The sequence below is a fragment of the Enterobacter sp. DC1 genome, from assembly GCF_000568075.1.
GTDB lineage: Bacteria > Pseudomonadota > Gammaproteobacteria > Enterobacterales > Enterobacteriaceae > Enterobacter > Enterobacter asburiae.
The window spans coordinates 815,667-835,652 of the sequence record NZ_AZUA01000001.1 but is presented as its reverse complement, the minus strand read 5'-3'; the positions used below and the strand labels follow the sequence as shown (position 1 = coordinate 835,652).

The window sequence follows — 19,986 nt, the reverse complement described above, 5'->3', positions numbered from 1 at the left end:
GGCAGGACAGAACAATGAAATTCAGTGAACTGTGGTTACGCGAGTGGGTGAACACCACGCTGGACAGCGACGCGCTTTCTAACCAGATCACCATGGCGGGTCTGGAAGTGGACGGCGTTGAGCCGGTTTCCGGTGCCTTCAACGGCGTGGTCGTCGGCGAAGTGGTCGAGTGCGGTCAGCACCCTAACGCTGACAAACTGCGCGTAACAAAAGTAAACGTAGGCGGTGACCGTCTGCTGGATATCGTCTGCGGTGCGCCAAACTGCCGTCAGGGCCTGAAGGTGGCCGTGGCGACCGTCGGTGCAGTGCTGCCGGGCGATTTCAAAATTAAAGCGGCTAAGCTGCGCGGCGAGCCGTCTGAAGGTATGCTGTGCTCCTTCTCCGAGCTGGGTATTTCCGACGACCACAACGGCATCATTGAGCTGCCGCTGGACGCGCCGATCGGCACCGATATCCGTGAATACCTGAAGCTTGATGACAACACCATCGAAATCAGCGTCACGCCAAACCGTGCCGACTGCTTAGGTATCATCGGCGTGGCGCGCGACGTGGCCGTGCTGAACCAGACCGAGCTGAACGCGCCGGACATTGCGCCGGTTGAAGCGACCATCAGTGACGTGCTGCCTATTCAGGTTGACGCCGCGGATGCTTGCCCGCGCTACCTCGGTCGCGTGGTGAAAGGCATCAACGTGAAAGCGCCAACCCCGCTGTGGATGAAAGAGAAGCTGCGCCGCTGCGGTATCCGCTCTATCGACGCCGTGGTTGACGTGACTAACTACGTTCTGCTGGAGCTGGGCCAGCCAATGCACGCGTTCGATAAAGACCGTATCGACGGCGGCATCGTTGTGCGCATGGCGAAAGAGGGCGAAACCCTGGTTCTGCTGGACGGCAGCGAAGCCAAACTGAACGCCGACACCCTGGTGATTGCTGACCACAGCAAAGCGCTGGCAATGGGCGGTATCTTCGGTGGCGAGCACTCAGGCGTCAACGACGAGACGCAAAACGTCCTGCTGGAATGCGCGTTCTTCAGCCCGCTGTCCATCACCGGTCGCGCACGCCGTCACGGCCTGCATACCGATGCCTCTCACCGCTACGAGCGCGGCGTTGACCCGGCGCTGCAGTACAAAGCGATGGAACGTGCGACCCGCCTGCTGATCGACATCTGCGGCGGTGAAGCGGGCCCGGTTATCGACGTAACCAACGAAGCGACGCTGCCGAAGCGTGCGACCATCACCCTGCGCCGCAGCAAGCTGGATCGCCTGATTGGCCATCACGTTGCCGATGCGCAGGTAACTGACATCCTGAAACGTCTGGGTTGTGAAGTAACCGAAGGCCAGGACGAGTGGAAAGCCGTTGCGCCATCATGGCGTTTCGACATGGAAATTGAAGAAGATCTGGTGGAAGAAGTGGCCCGCGTTTACGGCTACAACAACATTCCTGACGAGCCTGTGCAGGCAGGTCTGGTGATGGGCACCCACCGTGAAGCCGACCTGTCTCTGAAGCGTGTGAAAACCATGCTGAACGACAAAGGCTACCAGGAAGTGATCACCTACAGCTTCGTTGATCCAAAGCTGCAGCAGCTGATCCACCCGGGTCAGGAGGCGCTGATCCTGCCAAGCCCAATCTCCAGCGAAATGTCCGCGATGCGTCTGTCTCTGTGGACGGGCCTGCTGGGCACTGTCGTTTATAACCAGAATCGCCAGCAAAACCGCGTGCGAATTTTCGAAAGCGGTTTGCGCTTTGTACCGGATAATCAGGCAAATTTAGGCATCCGTCAGGATCTCATGCTGGCTGGCGCCATCAGCGGCAACCGCTATGAAGAGCACTGGGACCTGGCAAAAGGCACGGTTGATTTCTACGATATGAAGGGCGATCTGGAAGCGATTCTGGATCTGACCGGTAAATTATCTGAAATTGAATTCCGCGCAGAAGCCATCCCGGCACTGCATCCGGGCCAGAGCGCAGCCATCTATTTAGACGGCAAACGCGTTGGTTTTATTGGGGTTGTTCACCCTGAACTGGAGCGTAAGCTGGACCTGAACGGCCGTACCATCGTGTTCGAGCTGGAATGGAACCCGGTGGCTGACCGCGTTATTCCTCAGGCTCAGGACGTCTCCCGCTTCCCGGCAAACCGCCGTGATATCGCGGTTGTGGTCGCGGAAAATGTGCCTGCAGCAGATATTTTGGCCGAATGTAAGAAAGTTGGCGTAAATCAGGTAGTTGGCGTAAACTTATTTGACGTGTACCGCGGCAAGGGCGTAGCAGAAGGTTTCAAGAGCCTCGCTATTAGCCTTATCCTTCAGGATACCAGCCGTACACTCGAAGAAGAGGAGATTGCCGCTACCGTCGCCAAATGTGTAGAGGCATTAAAAGAGCGATTCCAGGCATCATTGAGGGATTGAACCTATGGCGCTTACAAAAGCTGAAATGTCAGAATATCTGTTTGATAAGCTTGGGCTTAGCAAACGGGATGCCAAAGAGCTGGTAGAGCTGTTTTTCGAAGAGATCCGTCGTGCTCTGGAAAATGGTGAGCAGGTAAAACTCTCCGGTTTTGGCAATTTTGATTTGCGAGACAAAAACCAACGTCCGGGCCGCAACCCGAAGACGGGGGAAGATATTCCCATTACAGCCCGCCGCGTGGTGACCTTCAGACCCGGCCAGAAGTTGAAAAGCCGTGTCGAAAACGCAACGCCCAAAGCAGAGTAATATGAACTAACTAAAAAGGCCGCCCACGCGGCCTTTTTTCTTTGCGCTCTCCGGCAAACCCGCCGTAAAATCAATTACATCTCACGCTACTAAAACCGTAAACATGCTTGATTATGCCCATCGCCAGCACCGTTCTGATAAGCGTCGCCTGTTTTTGCTGGTGCTGTTGCTCATTGTCGCCGCGGCCGTGAGCCTCTGCGCCGGAGACCGATGGATAGGGCCTGAAAGCTGGTGGGGGCCGGACGGGCAGCTCTTCGTCTGGCAAATTCGCCTGCCGCGCACCGTCGCGGTGGTTCTGGTCGGCGCCGCGCTGGCGCTGTGCGGTACCATAATGCAGGCGTTGTTTGATAACCCTCTGGCGGAGCCCGGGCTGCTCGGCGTGTCAAACGGCGCAGGCGTAGGCCTGATTGCGGCGGTAATGCTCGGCGGAGGAGAACTCTCCGGATGGAGTATTAGCCTGAGCGCTATCCTCGGCGCGCTGCTGATCACCGCGATCCTTCTTCGCTTCGCCAGACGGCACCTGTCGACCAGCCGTCTGCTGCTTGCCGGCGTGGCGCTGGGGATCATCTGCAGCGCGCTGATGACCTGGGCGGTCTACTTCTCAACATCCTTTGACCTGCGTCAGCTGATGTACTGGATGATGGGCGGCTTTGGAGGCGTTGACTGGCACCAGGGCTGGCTGATGGCGCTGCTGGTACCGGTCATCGTGTGGGCTGCCCTGCAGGCGCAGCCGCTGAATATGCTCGCGCTGGGTGAAACCTCTGCCCGCCAGCTCGGCATGCCGATTGGGTTCTGGCGTAATGTGCTGGTAATAGCCATTGGCTGGCTGGTCGGCGTCAGCGTGGCTCTGGCGGGCGCGATCGGCTTCATCGGGCTGGTTATTCCGCACATGCTGCGCCTGTGTGGCCTCACGGACCATCGGACCCTGCTTCCGGCCTCGGCGGTTGCCGGGGCCGTCACGCTGCTGGTGGCCGATATCATCGCCCGGCTTGCCCTGACGGCCGCCGAGCTGCCGATTGGCGTGGTAACCGCCACGCTGGGCGCGCCGGTATTTATCTGGCTACTATTAAAAGCTGGACGTTAAATCAACAAGCCGTAAGACAACCTGAGGGAATGCTATGCAGTCAGATATCCTGAATACTGAAGTGACCACCATTGACGGCGAGAAAACCACGCTGGAAGGCTACAAAGGCAACGTGCTGCTTATCGTCAACGTGGCATCCAAATGTGGCCTGACGCCGCAGTACGAGCAGCTGGAGAACATTCAGAAGGCCTGGGAGAAAGACGGTTTCACCGTGCTGGGCTTCCCGTGCAACCAGTTCCTCGGCCAGGAGCCGGGCAGCGAAGAGGAGATTAAAACCTTCTGCAGCACCACCTATGGCGTGACGTTCCCGATGTTCAGCAAAATCGATGTCAACAGCGAAGACCGCCATCCGCTATATGCGAAGCTGATCGCTGCCGCGCCGAAGGCCGTTGCGCCGGAAGGAAGCGGTTTTTATGAACGCATGGCCAGCAAGGGCCGCGCGCCGCTTTACCCGGACGATATCCTGTGGAATTTTGAAAAATTCCTGATTGGCCGCGACGGCCAGGTCGTTCAGCGTTTTTCGCCGGATATGACCCCTGAGGATCCGATCGTCATGGAATCGATCAAGCTGGCGCTGGCGAAATAATGTCGTTGCTGATGCAGCTCACGGACGTTGCCGAGAGGGGATGTCTGGAGCCGATAACCGGTACCGTCAATGCGGGAGAAATCCTGCATCTTGTCGGGCCAAACGGAGCGGGGAAGAGCACGCTGCTGGCACGGATGGCAGGCATGACCGACGGAAAAGGGCAGATAACGCTGCTGGAGCATACGCTCGCCGACTGGTCACCGGTCTCGCTGGCGCACCGGCGCAGCTACCTCGTGCAGCAGCAGGTGCCGCCTTTTGCGATGCCGGTCTGGCACTATCTGATGCTGCATTTGCACGACAAACAACAAACGTCACTGCTGACGGACGTTGCCGCGGCCCTGGGGCTGGAAGATAAACTGTCCCGGCATGCCAGCCAACTTTCCGGCGGAGAGTGGCAGCGGGTGCGTCTGGCGGCGGTCATTCTTCAGATCCACCCGGCAGGTAATCCTCATGGGCGAATGCTGCTTCTCGATGAGCCCATGAGCGGTCTGGACGTGGCGCAGCAGGCGGCACTGGATACGCTGCTGAGCACCCTGAGCCGGAAAGGTATCGCCGTGGTGATGAGCAGTCATGACCTCAACCACACCCTGCGTCATGCCCACCGGGTGTGGCTGCTGTCGCAGGGAAAGATGATCGCCAGCGGCGCGCGGGATCGGGTTCTTACGCCGCCCCATCTTGCCCGCGCATACAACATGTCGTTCCGCAGGCTGGACATAGAGGGACATAAGATGCTGATTTCTACCGGGCAGACGTAACCGTTTCTTGCCTCTTAGCACAATTGCACGCTAAATTACGAAAAGAACAAAAAAAGCAGAGGATTCGTCTGAAAATGCGATTCTGGTTTCTCCTGATGGCCACACTTTTTCTTGCGGGATGCAGTAGCCATCGTGCGCCGCCGCCTAACCCACGGCTTTCAGATTCGATCACCGTCATTGCCAGCCTTAACGATCAGCTGAGCAACTGGCGCGGCACGCCTTATCGCTACGGCGGCATGAGCCGCGGCGGCGTGGATTGCTCCGGCTTCGTGCTGATGACGTTCCGCGATAAGTTTGATTTACAGCTTCCGCGCGAAACGCGCAAACAGGCAGAAATAGGCACTGAAATCGATAAAGACGATCTTCTGCCCGGAGACCTGGTTTTCTTCAAAACCGGATCGGGTGAAAGCGGTCTGCACGTGGGCATATATGATACAGACAATCAGTTCATTCACGCCTCGACAAGCCGCGGCGTGATGCGCTCTTCTCTTGATAATGTTTACTGGCGTAAAAATTTCTGGCAGGCTCGACGTATATAGTCTTTGTCAGACACTTCTCTTATGACGGCATGGTCTCTAATAAATCATGCCGTTTTTTCTCAAATAAGATGCTTAAAGTTAAATTTATCTAAAATTAGCGAATCCTGCATGTGTCTGTTTTATCTAAAACTGGCTATTATTAGACAACCAGGATAAAATTAATTTAGATTCAGGGATAAATCTGAAAATAAAAACGGAACTAATGAAATTAATCTTATTAAAATCAAGACAGTGGAATTGTGTCGGCAATTGCTCCAGGATGTCCTCTCTCATCTTTAATGTGGAGCGAGTGCAATGATTATTACGCTAGATAATGCTTACCAGTCTGAACTGCTGCTTCTGCCTGCTCGTAATAGCGCAGGGGAGCTTAAAGGTTTAGAGGTTCTGGTTAACTTTACTGGCGTCGGCAGCGATGTGCGGATCCCCACTGAGCTTGTTATCCCTCGGCTTTCAGCAGCTGAAGAGTTAGTGCTGTTTAACGAAAAATTGCAATTGCTTGATACCTGTAAACTGTTTTTTATTCAGCATCAGTTAATTGCATGGATCAATATTACACCTGCAATAGTTGAATTTTTATTAAGTAATGGAAACGCTGTTTCAATCCTTGAGCGGTACCCGTTTCTTGAGTTTACTGTTAATGAGAATTATCCAGGTTTAAATAACGGAAAGGACGATCTGCAGCTGGCGAGAATGGCAATCCATTTCCCGTTGGTCCTGGCAAACTTTGGCGCAGGCGCCGCATCGCTCAAAGCGGTCTATGATGGATTATTTAAACGGGTTATTCTCGACAAAGGCTTCATTCAGCAGCGTGCCCCGGAGCTCTCTTTTGAGCCTTTTATGCGCGCCATCCTCTGGCAAATCACACCGCACTGCCAGTCAGTGATTGTCTCAGGCATTGACGACCACGGCCTGTTGCAACGCGTTTTGTCCTTCAATTTTGGCGCCATGCAGGGCGCACTCTGGCCAGCCGTCTCTGCGGAGCACGTTACATCGCTGGTTCAGCAGCGATAACCCTTGCTTTCGCCCGTGTTTAAGTCCGGGTAAACCCTCTACACTAAAAGCAGGAGGACTTATGACCCTGTCTTTTACTGCTCACTGGCATGACGAGTTGCCTGGCTTTTATACCGCACTCAAACCAACACCGTTACAAAATTCACGTCTTATCTGGCATAACGATTTGCTGGCAGAAGAACTGGCCATTCCGCCTGAGCTGTTTCAGCGTTCAGAAGGCGCAGGCGTCTGGGGCGGTGAAACGCTTCTCGCCGGGATGCAACCTCTGGCTCAGGTCTATAGCGGCCACCAGTTTGGCGTCTGGGCGGGACAGCTGGGCGACGGCAGGGGGATCCTGCTCGGCGAACAGCGGCTTCCTAACGGGGGAACGGTTGACTGGCACCTGAAAGGCGCGGGTCTTACTCCCTGGTCGAGAATGGGCGACGGGCGCGCGGTGCTGCGTTCAACGATTCGCGAGTGCCTGGCGTCCGAAGCGATGCATGCCCTGGGGATTCCCACTACGCGCGCGCTGTCGATTATCACCAGCGATACGCCGGTAGCGCGCGAAACGGTGGAAAAAGGGGCAATGCTGATGCGTATTGCGCAAAGCCATTTGCGCTTCGGCCATTTTGAGCACTTTTACTATCGCCGCGAGCCGGACAAGGTTCGCCAGCTGGCTGACTTTGCCATTCGTCACCACTGGGCGCATTTGCAGGACGAGGCGGATAAATACGTTCTCTGGTTCAGGGATGTGGTTGCCCGTACCGCAAGCCTGATTGCCCGCTGGCAAACGGTGGGCTTTGCCCATGGCGTCATGAATACGGACAACATGTCGATCCTCGGGCTGACCTTTGATTACGGTCCGTTTGGTTTCCTGGACGATTATCAGCCTGGCTATATCTGCAACCACTCCGACTATCAGGGACGTTACAGCTTTGACAATCAGCCCGCGGTTGGCCTGTGGAACCTGCAGCGGCTTGCGCAAACCCTGTCGCCGTTCATCGACGTAGATGCCCTCAACGATGCGCTCGACAGCTATCAGGACATTTTGCTGCGGGAATATGGCACGCTGATGCGCAACAAGCTGGGGCTGATGACGCAGGAGAGGGGCGATAACGACATTCTCAACGGTCTGTTTGCCCTGATGGCGCGCGAGGGCAGCGATTATACCCGTACCTTCCGGATGCTGGGCCAGACGGAGCAGCACAGCGCGGCCTCGCCGCTGCGCGACGAGTTTATTGACAGGCAGGCGTTTGACGACTGGTTTGCCACTTACCGCGCGCGGCTGCAGCAGGAGCAGGTGGATGACGCCACCCGACAGACGCAGATGAACGCGACGAATCCCGCGATGGTGTTGCGCAACTGGCTGGCGCAGCGGGCGATTGAGCAGGCAGAGCAGGGTGAATACGACGAGCTACACCGTTTGCATCTGGCGCTGCGCGCGCCGTTTACCGACCGGGATGATGACTACGTCAGCCGCCCGCCTGACTGGGGCAAGCGGCTGGAGGTCAGCTGCTCAAGCTAACCATGTTTGCCGGGTGGCGGCGTCGCCTACCCGGCCTGGAAATCACTGCGCAACCCATCCGCCATCCATATTCCACGCTGCGCCGCGAACGTTCACGGCGCCCTCGCTGCACAAAAACAGCGCCAGTTCACCCAGCTGCTCCGGAGTGACAAACTCGCCGGAAGGCTGTTTCTCTGCAAGGAGCAGATCGCGCGCCTGCTCCGGCGGCACGCCCTCTGCGATACGCTTATCAATTTGCTGTTGCACCAGCGGCGTCAGTACCCAGCCGGGGCAGATGGTATTGGCGGTAACACCGGTGCGGGCGGTTTCCAGCGCCAGCGATTTCGTAAAGCCCACTACGCCATGCTTGGCGGCCACGTAGGCTGACTTCTCTTTTGACGCAACCAGCCCGTGAACGGAGGCGATATTGATGATGCGCCCCCAGTTTTTCTCGCGCATGGCGGGCAGCGCCAGCCGGCTGGTGTGAAATACTGAGGAGAGATTAATGGCGATAATGTCGTTCCATTTCTCCACCGGAAACGCATCAACCGGGGCGACATGCTGTATCCCGGCGTTGTTGACAAGAATGTCCACGCCGCCAAACTGCGATTCCGCGTAGCGCATCATGGCTTCAATTTGCAGTACGTCACGCAGGTCCGCATCGTGATAGCCCGGCGTTTTGCCCAGTTGCGCAATCTCTTCTCTTGCTGATTCGCTGTCGCCGAAACCGTTGAGGATCAGCTGCGCCCCGGCCTTCGCCAGTACGCGGGCGATCCCAAGTCCAATGCCGCTGGTCGAGCCCGTCACCAGCGCGGTGTTACCGTTCAGATTCATCTTTCTCTCCTTACACAATGCCGGTCAGATAGAACACGGCAATGACAAAAAGCACTGCCAGACTTTTAATGAGGGTGATAGCGAAAATGCCGCCGTAGGCCTGACGATGGCTCAGGCCGGTAATCGCCAGCAGGGTAATCACCGCGCCGTTATGGGGCAGCGTATCCATACCGCCGCTCGCCATTGAGGCCACGCGGTGCAGCACCTCAAGCGGGATATTAGCGGCGTGGGCGGCGGCGACAAACGAGTCGGACATGGCGGCGAGGGCAATACTCATCCCGCCGGACGCCGAGCCGGTGATCCCCGCGAGCACCGTCACGCTGATGGCCTCATTCAGCAGCGGATTCGGGATAGCCGCAAGCGCTTTGGATAACACCAGGAACCCGGGCAGGGCGGCGATAACCGCGCCGAAACCGTATTCCGAGGCGGTATTCATCGCCGCCAGAATGGCACCGCTCACCGCGGTCCGGCTGCCTTCTGCCAGACGCCCCCGGATATTGCGAAAGCCAAAAATCAGCACCAGCACGATACCGGAGATCAGCGCCGCTTCCACGGCCCAGATGGCGGTGATCTTTCCCACATCGGTCACAATCGGTTTCGCCAGGCCTGGCAGAGTAAGCTCGTGGGTCGTGCCGTACCAGCCGGGGATCCAGCGGGTAAACAGCAGGTTCAGTATGCCCACCACCAGCAGCGGGGAGATAGCAATCAGCGGATGCGGAAGGTTAATGTTATCCGGCGTCTCGGGTTCATTTTTCAGATCCGTGCCGTAACCTTCGTTGTTATTGAACGCCTTACGACGCTGGCGCTCCAGCCATAGCAGGCCAAAGACAATAATAAACAGAGAGCCGATAAGCCCCAGCCACGGCGCGGCCCAGGCGTTCGTACCAAAAAAGCTGGTGGGGATGATATTCTGGATCTGCGGCGTGCCGGGCAGGGCGTCCATGGTAAACGAAAACGCCCCCAGCGCCACGGTGGCCGGGATCAGCCGCTTGGGGATGCCGCTCTGGCGGAACAGCTCCGCGGCGAAAGGGTAAACCGCAAACGCCACCACGAACAGCGACACGCCGCCGTAGGTTAACAGCGCGCACACCAGGACGATCACCGGAATAGCGTGGCGACGACCGAGGATCTGAATCGCGGCGGCGACGATGGATCGTGAGAAACCGGAAAGCTCAATCAGCTTGCCGAAAACGGCCCCCAGCAGGAACACCGGGAAGTAGAGCTTAACAAAGCCCACCATTTTTTCCATAAACAGGCCGGTAAACGTCGGGCCGACGGCACCCGGATCGGTCAGCAGCACGGCGCCGAGCGCCGCAATCGGCGCAAACAAAATAACGCTGTATCCGCGATAGGCCGCCAGCATCAGCAGCGCCAGCGCCGCCAGGGCAATTAACACACTCATTACGACTCCTCACTTTAATTATTATTCGGGTACCAACGAGATGCTTAACGCTCGACGGTCAGAGCAATGCCTTGCCCGCCGCCTACGCACAGGGTGACGAGCCCTTTTTTGAGGTCACGGCGCTGCATTTCGTACAGCAGCGTCACGAGGATGCGGCAGCCGGAGGCGCCAATCGGATGACCCAGGGCGATAGCGCCGCCGTTAACGTTCACCTTGCGCTCATCCCAGCCGAGCTGCTTGCCCACCGCCAGCGCCTGGGCAGCAAAGGCTTCATTGGCTTCAATGAGGTCCACGTCATCGAGCGTCCAGCCCGCCCTCGACAGCGCCGTCCGGCAGGCGCTGACCGGACCGATGCCCATCACCGACGGGTCAACGCCCGTCACGGCGTAGCTCACGATACGACCGAGAATGGGCAAACCGCTCTCCCGCGCCTTTTCGCCGCTCATCAGCAGAACCGCGGCGGCACCGTCGTTGAGCGTTGACGCATTTCCGGCCGTGACCGTGCCTTCCTCCTGCAAAAAAGCGGGGCGCAGTTGCGCCAGCTGCTCAGCGGTGGTGCCTGGCCGGGGCTGTTCATCACGGCGGACGATAAGCGGCGGTTTTTTGCCCTGTTTCACCGTCACCGGCGCTATCTCGGCGTCAAACCGACCCGCTTCGATGGCGGAGGCCGCTTTGTGCTGCGACCGGGCGGCAAAGTCGTCCTGCTGCGCGCGGGAAATGTCATTCTCCCGGGCGACGTTTTCAGCGGTGATCCCCATGTGGTAATCGTTGAACGCGTCCCACAGACCGTCGGTAATCATGCTGTCCTGCAGGCCCGTATGGCCAAAACGCAGCCCTGAACGCGCGCCGTCCAGCAGATAGGGGGCGTTGCTCATGCTCTCCTGACCGCCAGCGATCGCCACGTCCGCGTCGCCGCAGCGGATCGCCTGCGCGGCGAGCTGCACCGCTTTTAGGCCCGCGCCGCAGACCAGATTGACCGTTGTCGCCGGCGTGCTGACGGGCAATCCGGCGGTAATGGCCGTCTGGCGCGCCGGGTTTTGCCCGCATCCCGCCGTCAGCACCTGTCCGAAAATCAGTTCATCTACCTGTTCTTCGCGAAGATCGCTGTTCTCCAGCAGATGCCGCACCGCGGCGGCCCCCAGCTCAACCGCCGAAAGGGACGATAGCGATCCGCGAAAACTGCCAATGGGGGTTCGCGTTGCCCCGACAATAATGACCTCTTTCATCGTGAGTCCTCAGTTGAAGCGCATCTCGCGAACGTCGTCCGCCACAATCATTTTCCCGGCCGTCTTAGCCGCAATTTCGTCGATACTGACGCCGGGGGCGTATTCCCGCAGGATGAACGCGCCGTTCTCGATCTCCAGCAAGGCGAGGTCGGTTAAGACCCGACGGATACAGCCCGCGCCCGTGAGCGGCAGCGTGCAGCGCGGCAGCAGCTTTGACTCACCGCTTTTAGACGCGTGGGTCATCACCACAATGATGTTCTGCGCCCCGGCGACAAGATCCATCGCGCCGCCCATGCCCTTCACCATCTTTCCGGGGATCATCCACGAGGCGATATTGCCCTCGACGTCCACTTCAAACGCGCCCAGCACGGTCAGGTCGACATGACCGCCCCGGATCATGGCAAACGACTGGGCCGAGTCGAAAATGGCCGCGCCGGTGCGCGCGGTCACGGTCTGTTTACCGGCGTTGATCATGTCGGCGTCAAGGCTCTGCTCGTCAGGAAAAGCCCCCATCCCCAGCAGTCCGTTTTCCGACTGAAGCATCACGTCCATTCCCGCCGGAATGTAGTTCGCCACCAGGGTAGGGATGCCGATCCCCAGGTTGACGTAATACCCGTCGCGCAGCTCGCGGGCGACGCGCATGGCCATCTGTTCACGGGTTAACATCGTCACACTCCTTCCGCGCGCAGCGTGCGCTGTTCAATGCGTTTTTCAAACTGGCCGACAATCAGCCTGTCGACGTAAATTCCCGGGGTATGAATGGCCGACGGGGGCAGCTCGCCCGGAGGAACGATCTCTTCCACTTCGACGACCGTTATCCGGCCCGCCGTTGCCATCAGCGGATTAAAATTTTGCGCGGTATGCCGATAGACAACGTTGCCGTACCAGTCCGCTTTCCAGCCCTTAATGAGCGCAAAATCACCGGTAATGGCCTCTTCAAGGATGTAGTGCTTCCCCGCAAACTGGCGCACGTCTTTGCCGGCAGCCACGGGCGTGCCGTAGCCGGTGGCCGTGTAAAATGCCGGAATGCCCGCGCCGCCCGCGCGCACCTTTTCCGCCAGCGTGCCCTGAGGCGTGAGTTCAATCTCCAGTTCGCCGCTCAGCACCTGCTGCTCGAACAGGGCGTTCTCGCCGACGTAAGAGGCCACCACTTTGCGAACCTGCCGCGTTTCGAGCAGTAGCCCGAGACCGAAACCGTCCACGCCGCAGTTGTTTGATACCACCGTCAGGTCTTTCACCTGACGGCGTCTGACCTCTGCAATCAGGTTCTCCGGAATACCGCACAGGCCAAAGCCGCCCGCCAGCAAGGTCATCCCGTCCGTCAGCCCATCCAGCGCCTGCGCATAGCTGCCGACGCGCTTATCCAGTCCCGCCATAGTCATCCCTCCCGTTAACCGTGCCGGTATCATTAGGGGCGGCGACTCATTTGTTAATTTTGAATTTGTGACCCACTCATTTGGTTTTTTTATTAATTTCCTGTTAACTAAATTTTTTCAATTAGTTAACAGGATGAGAAATGAGAATGAGTGTCAAACAGTTACGCGCGTTTTTAGCGGTAGCTCACACTCTCAATTTCGCGCACGCCAGCGAACGGCTGAATCTTTCCCAGCCGGCCCTGAGCCTGACCATTAAAGCGCTGGAGGACACGCTCGGCGGACCGCTGCTGCAGCGGAGCACGCGCAAGGTCGCGCTGACGCAGGAGGGGGAGACGTTTTTGCCGATGGCGCGCCAGCTGCTTGCCGACTGGGATAACGTCGAAGAGGCGATGCACCAGTGCTTTACCCTGCAGCGCGGTAAAATCTCGGTCGCCGCCATGCCGTCGTTTGCCGCGAATGTCCTGCCCGAGGTGCTAAAAGCGTTTCGCGATCGTCATGCCGGGATCAACGTCACCGTGCATGACGTTATTAACGAGCAGGTGATCGAGATGGTGCGGGAAGGGCGGGTTGAAATGGGCATCGCCTTTGAGCCCGCGCCGACGCACAACCTGCTGTTTACCCCGCTGGGTCTCGACAGGTTTGTTGCCATTGTGCCGAAAGACTCCTCGCTGGCGGGCAAAAAGCGCCTGACGTGGGAAGAGCTGCTGACGCTGGATTTCATCACCCTGCAGCGCCCCTCTGCGGTGCGTCTGATGATGGAAGAGGAGCTGGCGCGAAGCGGCAGAAAGCTGGACGTCGCGCTGGAAAGCCACCAGCTGGTGACGGTCGGGCGAATGGTCGCGAGCGGGCTGGGCGGCAGTGCCGTCCCGGCGCTCTGCGAGGCGCAGATGACGGCCCTGGGCGCGGTCTGTATCCCGCTGGACAGCCCGCCCATTGAAAAGTGCATCGGGGTCATCCATCCAGGGCACACGCAGCTCTCTAAGGCGGCGCATGCCCTGCTGGAAACGCTGAAGGATTTTTACCAGCCCGATCAGGGGGCGAGAAACACCTGCGGCGCGGCGTGAGCCGGATGCCTGCCGACGATAACCTGCGCGCCGTACCAGCGCGCCAGCGCGTCGGCCTGCAAAACGGTTTCCGGTGCTCCCTGGGACACGATTGTGCCGCCATGCAGCAGCAGGATGCGGTCCGCCCACAGCGCCGCCAGATTAAGGTCATGCAGCACCGTGCACACGTGCAAATGTCCCCGACGGGTCAGGGACTTCAGCAGGCGCAGCAGATGCTGCTGGTGATAGAGATCCAGCGCAGACGTGGGTTCATCAAGGAACAGCCAGCCGCGCGGCGCGCCGTCGCACCAGAGCTGAGCCAGCGCGCGGGCGAGCTGGATGCGCTGCTGCTCGCCGCCGGAGAGTGCGGCAAACTGCCTGCCTGCCAGCGGTAAACAGCCGGTGACGGCCATGACCTCCTCAATAACCGACGCTTCAGGCGTGCTGGTCCAGGGCGCTCGCCCCATACCGACGACAGCCTCAACCGACCAGTCAAATCCGAGCTGCGTGTTCTGGCGCATTACCGCCCGGTAGCGGGAGAGCCTGTCCGGCTGCCAGACCGCAAGCGGTGTGCCCGCCAGGCTGCACCGTCCGCCCGCAGGTTTAAGGTAGCCGGTCAGCAGCCGCAACAGCGTTGATTTCCCGGCGCCGTTGGGGCCAATCAGCGCCACCAGCTCGCCCTGAGATAAGGTCAGCGACACGTCGTTAATCAGCGTGCGTTGTCCGGCGCGAAAAACAAGGTTTTCTGCACAATAACGTTCAGCCATGCGCACCTCCGCGACGAAAGATCAGCCACAGAAACCACGGCGCGCCGAGAAGGCTGGTCAATAAGCCGACCGGCATTTCCGCCGGGGCGACCAGGCTGCGCGCCAGCGTATCGGCAACCAGCAGGAGCAACGCGCCGGCCAGCACCGAGCCGGGGAGCACGGCCCGGTGGTCGGCTCCCAGCCACATGCGCACCAGGTGCGGCACCACCAGGCCGACGAAGCCGATCACGCCGCTGACCGCAACGGCGGCAGCCACCAGCAGGGCACTGCACAGCAGCAGGATCCGCTGCACGGCGGCAACCTCCACGCCGAGGTAATGCGCCTCTTCGTCGCCCAGCTGCAGCAGGTTGAGGGCGCCTGCCAGACGCCAGATAGCCAGCGCGGTGGGGACCATCAGCGACGCGACGGCCAGCAGGGTTGACCACTGCGCCTGGCCGAGGCTGCCCATTCCCCAGAGCGAAAGCTGGCGAAGCTGGGCATCATTGCTGAGCCATGACAGCACCCCGACGGCCGCGCCGCACAGGGCGTTGATGGCAATCCCCACCAGCAGCAGGCGCGACAGGGAAGCGTCACGCTGTCGGCTGAGCAGGAAAATCACGAAGGTGGCGGCCAGCGCGCCGAGAAACGCCGCCAGCATCGGGGCATACAGCATCACCAGTGCAGGCAGCGAGAGCGGAAGTACTACCCACAGCGCAACGGCGAGCGCCGCGCCGCTGCTGATGCCGAGCAGTCCCGGGTCCGCCAGCGGATTGCGAAACAGTCCCTGCATCACGCAGCCCGCCAGCGCCAGTGAACCGCCGATCGCCAGCGCCAGCAGCACGCGGGGCAGGCGGATCGTCAGCCAGATCTGACGCAGCGCCTCGTCGCTGCCGTTCCACAGCAGGCTGACCGGCAGGCGTAATGCCCCAACCCCGGTCGCTGCGAGCGTCATGATGGTCAGGATCGCGGTCAGCATCCATAACGATAAGGTTATCCGCCGGGACATCAGGGCAGCTGTTCCGCTTTGGCACGCAGCTGCTGGATGGCTTCCGGCGTTCGCACGCTGAAGCCCAGCAGCGCCATATCGTCAATCGCCAGCACCTGCTTATTCCGTCCCGCCGGGGTTTGCGCCAGGCCGGGCAGCGTCCACAGATTCGCTTCACCGCCCAGGGCGTTGAGACCGTCCTGAGAAATCACCACCAGATCGGGTCGGCTGGCGATCGTGCCCTCCTGAGACAGCGGCTGATAGCGGGTGAACCCCTGCATCGCGTTCTGCAGCCCCGCCGCACGAATGGCAGCATCCGCGCCGGTCTGTTGTCCGGCGGCCATGGCGGTCATCCCGCCGTGGTTGAGAATAAACAGCACCCGCTTATTGAGCGGTGACGCGGGCAGCGCCGACAGCGCCTGGCGCAGCGTGCTGCGCAGGACCTCCCCCTCGGCCTCGCGGTGCGTCGCTTCAGCGACGATCCGCACCTTTTCGTCAATAACGTTCAGGTCGTTACTGGCAGGAACAGCGATCACCCTGACGTGGCTTTGCTCAACCTGCTTTAGCGCCAGAGACGGCTGCGCCTGAGCGCTGGCCAGCACCAGCGTGGGGCGCATGGATAAGATCCCTTCCGCATTGAGCTGGCGCAGATAGCCCACGTCAGGCAGGTCGTTCGCCGCCTGCGGCCACTGGCTGGTGCTGTCACGGGCCACCAGCGAGGACGCCGCGCCGAGCGCGTAGACAATCTCGGTGACGTCGCCGCCGAGGGTAACGATTTTCTCCTGCGGCGCCGCAGACGCCAGCAGGGGCAGGGCGCTGAGCAGGGCAAGCCACCGTTTCATGCGGCCAGCCCTTTCGCCGTTAAGGCGTCAATCTGGCTGCGCCACTGGCTCTGCTCCGGTTCGCCTTCGGTACGCTGGCCGTACAGCTGGGCGATTTGCGTTCCGTCGGCGGCAAACAGCTCCAGGCTTGTGACGTGCCCGTCAGCCGTTGGCTTGCGCGTGACCCACGTTTCCGCAATGGATCCTTCAAGCAGATGCAGGGTAAAGGTTGGGTTAAAGACGTTCAGCCAGCCCTTCATTGGCACCAGCTTTTCCACAGCCCCGGTGAAGATCTGCACGCAGCCGCGATTGCCCACGAAGACCATGATTTCGTTACCGTCCCGATGCGCCGTCTCCAGGAGCTGCGCCAGCGCGGTGTTTTCTACCCGGCAGGCCAGATCGTCACCCACCAGGCGAAACGCCTGCTGGCGGTTGAGGTTATGGCGCTTGAGCAGGCTGAAGAACTGATGAACGTCGGTCATGGCGCGCCACTCTTTGTCCACCAGCGCGGCATCCGCGTTTTCAGCGTGAGCCGGGGCATCGGTCATCTTCAACGCCAGCGGCGGGTTGTCGGCAAAGATAAAGCGGGTCAGCACGTCGCCCCAGGCGGAAACGTCGGTGTTGTCCGTGGCGTAGACCTTCAGCAGGGCATCGCCCTGGTGGTCGAAGAACTGAATGCTCTGCCGCTCGCCGCGGGCGGTGGCTTCACTGATGTGAAACGCGCTCGCCCACTGGTTGAGGAACAGGCGCAGATCCAGCGCGCGCGGGTTCAGCACCAGCCCGGCGTGGCCGTTCAGGTGCTGGTTGGTGAAGTTCCCTACCTGTTCGTGAACGGCGTACTCGTTGCGGCAGATACATTTGGTTTCGCCCACCGCCTCCAGCGCGCCCAGGATCTCGCGGATTTCACCGCGCAGTCGCCAGGCGTCGTGACCCACGCGGGCAAAGGTCAGCTCCGCTTCGCTGATGTTCATTAATCCTGCGACGTCGCGCGCGTACTTACCCGGATTGGCTTCTTTTAGCTCAAGCCAGCGCGTGTAGTGATTCATTGTCTCTTCCTTCTGAATAGTTGCCCCGAAGGGAATTACCACTGATAGCTTACGAAAATCTTGCCGTTACGGCCGTCCTGCGGAATGCCCTGAGGTGACCAGTAGGCTTTGTCGAAGGCGTTGCCCAGCACCAGCGTGGTGGTCACGCCTTTGAGCCGTTCCTGGCCTTTGTAGCTCACGTAGAAATCGTTGACCGCATAGCCCGGCTGCTTGCTGTAGCTGCTGCTGATATGCGTTGAGCGATCGACAAAGGTGCCGATCCAGCCGACGGAGAACCCGCTTTGCGCCACCGGGATATCCAGCTTGCTGGAGACGGTGTCCGGGTTAATGCTGGAGATGTACTCGCCCGTATCGGTGTCTTTCCCGCGCGTGCGGTTATAGGCCAGGTCGAGGCTGAAGAGGTCGGCCGAGTATTTTGCCATCATGTCCCAACCCCAGATTTTGGCGTTCGGAACGTTGTACGACATGGTGGTCGCGGCGGCAAAATCGACGGTGGTGGAGATATAGTCTTTGGCTTTGGTATCGAAATAGCTGGCTTTAAACTCCAGCGCATCGTTGGCAAGCATCAGATCGTCAAAGCGCAGGCCAAAACCAAACTCCTGCGTTTCGTTGGTTTCCGGACGCAGGTTAGGGTTTGGCACCCAGTAGTTGGTGTAGAAGCGGCCAATGGAGAAGTGTTTGGCGTCGTTATACATCTCGCCCATGGTCGGCGCGCGGAAGGCCTGCGCGTAAGAGCCAAACAGCATCAGCCAGTCGGTTGGGCTGACGGTTAACCCGGCGCGGGATGACCACTTGTCGGCATCCACATCGTTGTAGCCGTCGCTGCTGCCGCGGTAGTTGTCATAGCGCGTGCCGCCCAGCAGGGTAACAGGCAGATCGCGCAGGGTGATCTCATCCTGGAGCCAGCCGGAGCTGAAGTCGATTTTCGCCTCCGGGAAGCCGGTGGTTGCCCCGCCCGGATGCTGCTCCTGGCGATAGTACTCCCCGCCGTAGGTCAGAAGGTGTGCTGCAAAGGTGTCGCTGAACAGGCGGGTGCGGTTTTCCACCTTGCCGCCTTTGGTGGTCTGCTTGCGAAACTCACCGCTGCCGTCGACGTTTTGGGCGTTAATGCGCGCTTCGGACCAGTAGACCTTCGCGTCGGCGTCCAGCCAGTCGTACCCTTCCGGTGCAATGTGGTAGCCAACCTGCGCATCGCGCTGGATGGTGGAGCGGTCGGTCAACGGGTTACTGCTGTCCGCCCCGGTGGTTTGCGGGTTTTTCGGCTCCTGAGCGGCGTTGTTGTAGTAGCGCAGGGAGCCGCTCAGGGTCTGGGCCGGGTCGATTTTCCAGCTGCCTTTCGCCAGCATGTTGTTAATGGATTCGTCGTTAGGCGCGGTTGCACCGTCGCTCTGGCGGATATCACCGCGATCCCGGCTGGACCATGAGACCAGACCGTCCAGCGTATCGGTGCGGCCGTAGGCGCTGGCCCCCATTCCGAGGCTACGATCGCCCGTCGCGCCCGTTCCAAACACGCGGTAGCCGCTGTTTTTACCCGGTTCGAGCAGATCGATAGCATCGGCGGTGTCATAAGAGATCACGCCGCCCAGCGCGCCGCTGCCGTACAGCAGGGCCGACGGGCCGCGGACCACCTCGATACGTTTGATTAGCGCGGGGTCGAGGAAGGTGCTGTTCAGGTGGCCGGTATCGGTTCCCTGGCGCACGCCGTCAACCAGCACCAGTACGCCGCGACGGTCATAGCCGCGCAGGTTTACGTCCTGCCCGTTGGTACGTCCGGTGCCGTCCAGCGTCAGACCGGGGACGTTACGCAGCAGGTCGGCCGCCGAGCTGGCGGTTTGTTTCTCCGGCGCGCTGGCGTCAATCACGCTTACCATCATGGGCGCTTCAAAGGCGCTGCGGGCGTTGCCCGTGGCGGTGACGGTAATGTCGTCTGTGGCGGCGAACGCGACACCCGGCAGGGTGCTGACAATCGCCAGCGCCAGAAGTGACGGACGTAAAGATGCGGAAGGCAGGTGTGGCATAGCAACTCTCCATAAGAAGTGAAAAGCGCTGGCTGCCTGGGGTTTACCTGGGTGGCTGGCGAAGTTTTTTGTGTTGTTTATTTTGTGAGGATCAGTTTTCCGGCATGGGTCTGGCGCAGCAGATAGCGCTGGCCGTCATGCTCGATAATGACCCGGCCCTCATTGCCGAGCAGGGTTTTGCTGTCAATCCGACGCTCGGCGGGGGCTGGCGCTGTGTGTGTTTTTGCTGGCGTTGCCGCGCTGTTATCCGTACGTGACATAATGTTTATAAATAGCAATCAATGTAACAATGATAATCATTATCAATAAACTGCAAATTGACGGC

Annotated in this window: 20 protein-coding genes; 9 read left to right on the top strand and 11 right to left on the bottom strand. The window is 59.6% G+C overall.

Annotation, left to right across the window (positions count from 1 at the left end; translation table 11 throughout):
• The first annotated feature begins 14 nt into the window (after window positions 1-14).
• From pheT to selO, 8 genes are all read left to right on the top strand, one after another.
• Window positions 15-2,402, top strand: coding sequence for a phenylalanine--tRNA ligase subunit beta (gene pheT / locus P346_RS17455; protein WP_032657858.1), 2,388 nt, complete (start codon window positions 15-17; stop codon window positions 2,400-2,402).
• Window positions 2,403-2,406: 4 nt separating this feature from the next.
• A complete protein-coding gene (ihfA, locus tag P346_RS17460; protein WP_003857805.1) occupies window positions 2,407-2,706 on the top strand; it encodes an integration host factor subunit alpha in 300 nt (99 codons plus the stop codon).
• 103 nt (window positions 2,707-2,809) lie between these two features.
• The gene (btuC, locus tag P346_RS17465; RefSeq protein ID WP_032657856.1) at window positions 2,810-3,790 is read left to right on the top strand and encodes a vitamin B12 ABC transporter permease BtuC; all 981 of its coding nucleotides are present in this window, start codon (window positions 2,810-2,812) and stop codon (window positions 3,788-3,790) included.
• Between the two features lie 34 nt (window positions 3,791-3,824).
• Entirely contained in the window at window positions 3,825-4,376 is a 552-nt protein-coding gene (locus tag P346_RS17470; protein ID WP_032657855.1) for a glutathione peroxidase, read from the top strand.
• Entirely contained in the window at window positions 4,376-5,131 is a 756-nt protein-coding gene (btuD, locus tag P346_RS17475; protein WP_032657853.1) for a vitamin B12 ABC transporter ATP-binding protein BtuD, read from the top strand. The genes P346_RS17470 and btuD overlap by 1 nt, the downstream gene beginning before the upstream one ends.
• Window positions 5,132-5,205: 74 nt before the next feature.
• Complete coding sequence (locus P346_RS17480) at window positions 5,206-5,670, top strand: C40 family peptidase (protein ID WP_023335377.1); 465 nt, start codon at window positions 5,206-5,208, stop codon at window positions 5,668-5,670.
• 294 nt (window positions 5,671-5,964) lie between these two features.
• On the top strand, window positions 5,965-6,681 hold the full coding sequence (locus P346_RS17485; protein ID WP_032657851.1) for an EAL domain-containing protein: 717 nt from the start codon (window positions 5,965-5,967) through the stop codon (window positions 6,679-6,681).
• 61 nt (window positions 6,682-6,742) lie between these two features.
• On the top strand, window positions 6,743-8,185 hold the full coding sequence (gene selO, locus P346_RS17490; protein ID WP_032657849.1) for a protein adenylyltransferase SelO: 1,443 nt from the start codon (window positions 6,743-6,745) through the stop codon (window positions 8,183-8,185).
• Window positions 8,186-8,227: 42 nt separating this feature from the next.
• On the opposite strand, the gene P346_RS17495 is transcribed toward selO, so the two are convergent.
• From P346_RS17495 to P346_RS17515, 5 genes are read right to left on the bottom strand one after another with little or no spacing between them, the layout of a single operon-like run.
• A complete protein-coding gene (locus P346_RS17495) occupies window positions 8,228-8,998 on the bottom strand; it encodes a 3-hydroxybutyrate dehydrogenase (RefSeq protein WP_032657847.1) in 771 nt (256 codons plus the stop codon).
• Between the two features lie 10 nt (window positions 8,999-9,008).
• Window positions 9,009-10,400, bottom strand: coding sequence for a GntP family permease (locus tag P346_RS17500; protein WP_032657846.1), 1,392 nt, complete (start codon window positions 10,398-10,400; stop codon window positions 9,009-9,011).
• A 44-nt stretch (window positions 10,401-10,444) separates the two neighbouring features.
• A complete protein-coding gene (locus tag P346_RS17505) occupies window positions 10,445-11,626 on the bottom strand; it encodes an acetyl-CoA C-acetyltransferase (protein WP_032657844.1) in 1,182 nt (393 codons plus the stop codon).
• A gap of 9 nt (window positions 11,627-11,635) precedes the next feature.
• Window positions 11,636-12,292 carry a CoA transferase subunit B gene (locus P346_RS17510; RefSeq protein WP_032657841.1) on the bottom strand — a complete coding sequence of 219 codons (657 nt, stop codon included), beginning with the start codon at window positions 12,290-12,292 and terminating at the stop codon, window positions 11,636-11,638.
• Window positions 12,293-12,294: 2 nt separating this feature from the next.
• On the bottom strand, window positions 12,295-13,002 hold the full coding sequence (locus tag P346_RS17515) for a CoA transferase subunit A (RefSeq protein ID WP_032657838.1): 708 nt from the start codon (window positions 13,000-13,002) through the stop codon (window positions 12,295-12,297).
• 140 nt (window positions 13,003-13,142) lie between these two features.
• Between P346_RS17515 and P346_RS17520 the strand changes: the two genes are divergently transcribed.
• Window positions 13,143-14,066, top strand: a complete 924-nt coding sequence (locus P346_RS17520) for a LysR family transcriptional regulator (RefSeq protein ID WP_032657837.1) — start codon at window positions 13,143-13,145, stop codon at window positions 14,064-14,066.
• Here the strand turns inward: P346_RS17520 and P346_RS17525 are convergent.
• From P346_RS17525 to hemP, 6 genes are all read right to left on the bottom strand, one after another.
• Window positions 14,033-14,812: a heme ABC transporter ATP-binding protein gene (locus P346_RS17525; protein WP_032657834.1), complete on the bottom strand. Its 780-nt coding sequence runs from the start codon at window positions 14,810-14,812 to the stop codon at window positions 14,033-14,035. The two genes, P346_RS17520 and P346_RS17525, sit on opposite strands and share 34 nt — an antisense overlap.
• A complete protein-coding gene (locus P346_RS17530; protein WP_032657831.1) occupies window positions 14,805-15,797 on the bottom strand; it encodes a FecCD family ABC transporter permease in 993 nt (330 codons plus the stop codon). The genes P346_RS17525 and P346_RS17530 overlap by 8 nt, the downstream gene beginning before the upstream one ends.
• A complete protein-coding gene (locus tag P346_RS17535) occupies window positions 15,797-16,618 on the bottom strand; it encodes a heme/hemin ABC transporter substrate-binding protein (RefSeq protein WP_032657829.1) in 822 nt (273 codons plus the stop codon). The genes P346_RS17530 and P346_RS17535 overlap by 1 nt, the downstream gene beginning before the upstream one ends.
• Window positions 16,615-17,643, bottom strand: coding sequence for a hematinate-forming heme oxygenase ChuS (chuS, locus tag P346_RS17540; RefSeq protein ID WP_032657827.1), 1,029 nt, complete (start codon window positions 17,641-17,643; stop codon window positions 16,615-16,617). The genes P346_RS17535 and chuS overlap by 4 nt, the downstream gene beginning before the upstream one ends.
• Before the next feature lie 35 nt (window positions 17,644-17,678).
• A complete protein-coding gene (locus P346_RS17545) occupies window positions 17,679-19,661 on the bottom strand; it encodes a TonB-dependent hemoglobin/transferrin/lactoferrin family receptor (protein ID WP_032657826.1) in 1,983 nt (660 codons plus the stop codon).
• Between the two features lie 77 nt (window positions 19,662-19,738).
• Entirely contained in the window at window positions 19,739-19,921 is a 183-nt protein-coding gene (gene hemP, locus P346_RS0121450; RefSeq protein ID WP_032657823.1) for a hemin uptake protein HemP, read from the bottom strand.
• Window positions 19,922-19,986 lie beyond the last annotated feature (65 nt).

What these genes read in the sequence shown, in the direction of transcription:
- P346_RS17535 (WP_032657829.1), bottom strand. Translation starts at nt 16,618, where the DNA reads ATGAAACGGTGGCTTGCCCTGCTCAGCGCCCTGCCCCTGCTGGCGTCT.
- pheT (WP_032657858.1), top strand. Translation starts at nt 15, where the DNA reads ATGAAATTCAGTGAACTGTGGTTACGCGAGTGGGTGAACACCACGCTG.
- ihfA (WP_003857805.1), top strand. Translation starts at nt 2,407, where the DNA reads ATGGCGCTTACAAAAGCTGAAATGTCAGAATATCTGTTTGATAAGCTT.
- P346_RS17520 (WP_032657837.1), top strand. Translation starts at nt 13,143, where the DNA reads ATGAGAATGAGTGTCAAACAGTTACGCGCGTTTTTAGCGGTAGCTCAC.
- P346_RS17495 (WP_032657847.1), bottom strand. Translation starts at nt 8,998, where the DNA reads ATGAATCTGAACGGTAACACCGCGCTGGTGACGGGCTCGACCAGCGGC.
- btuC (WP_032657856.1), top strand. Translation starts at nt 2,810, where the DNA reads ATGCTTGATTATGCCCATCGCCAGCACCGTTCTGATAAGCGTCGCCTG.
- chuS (WP_032657827.1), bottom strand. Translation starts at nt 17,643, where the DNA reads ATGAATCACTACACGCGCTGGCTTGAGCTAAAAGAAGCCAATCCGGGT.
- btuD (WP_032657853.1), top strand. Translation starts at nt 4,376, where the DNA reads ATGTCGTTGCTGATGCAGCTCACGGACGTTGCCGAGAGGGGATGTCTG.
- P346_RS17525 (WP_032657834.1), bottom strand. Translation starts at nt 14,812, where the DNA reads ATGGCTGAACGTTATTGTGCAGAAAACCTTGTTTTTCGCGCCGGACAA.
- P346_RS17505 (WP_032657844.1), bottom strand. Translation starts at nt 11,626, where the DNA reads ATGAAAGAGGTCATTATTGTCGGGGCAACGCGAACCCCCATTGGCAGT.
- P346_RS17515 (WP_032657838.1), bottom strand. Translation starts at nt 13,002, where the DNA reads ATGGCGGGACTGGATAAGCGCGTCGGCAGCTATGCGCAGGCGCTGGAT.
- P346_RS17530 (WP_032657831.1), bottom strand. Translation starts at nt 15,797, where the DNA reads ATGTCCCGGCGGATAACCTTATCGTTATGGATGCTGACCGCGATCCTG.
- P346_RS17485 (WP_032657851.1), top strand. Translation starts at nt 5,965, where the DNA reads ATGATTATTACGCTAGATAATGCTTACCAGTCTGAACTGCTGCTTCTG.
- P346_RS17500 (WP_032657846.1), bottom strand. Translation starts at nt 10,400, where the DNA reads ATGAGTGTGTTAATTGCCCTGGCGGCGCTGGCGCTGCTGATGCTGGCG.
- P346_RS17510 (WP_032657841.1), bottom strand. Translation starts at nt 12,292, where the DNA reads ATGTTAACCCGTGAACAGATGGCCATGCGCGTCGCCCGCGAGCTGCGC.
- P346_RS17545 (WP_032657826.1), bottom strand. Translation starts at nt 19,661, where the DNA reads ATGCCACACCTGCCTTCCGCATCTTTACGTCCGTCACTTCTGGCGCTG.
- hemP (WP_032657823.1), bottom strand. Translation starts at nt 19,921, where the DNA reads ATGTCACGTACGGATAACAGCGCGGCAACGCCAGCAAAAACACACACA.
- selO (WP_032657849.1), top strand. Translation starts at nt 6,743, where the DNA reads ATGACCCTGTCTTTTACTGCTCACTGGCATGACGAGTTGCCTGGCTTT.
- P346_RS17470 (WP_032657855.1), top strand. Translation starts at nt 3,825, where the DNA reads ATGCAGTCAGATATCCTGAATACTGAAGTGACCACCATTGACGGCGAG.
- P346_RS17480 (WP_023335377.1), top strand. Translation starts at nt 5,206, where the DNA reads ATGCGATTCTGGTTTCTCCTGATGGCCACACTTTTTCTTGCGGGATGC.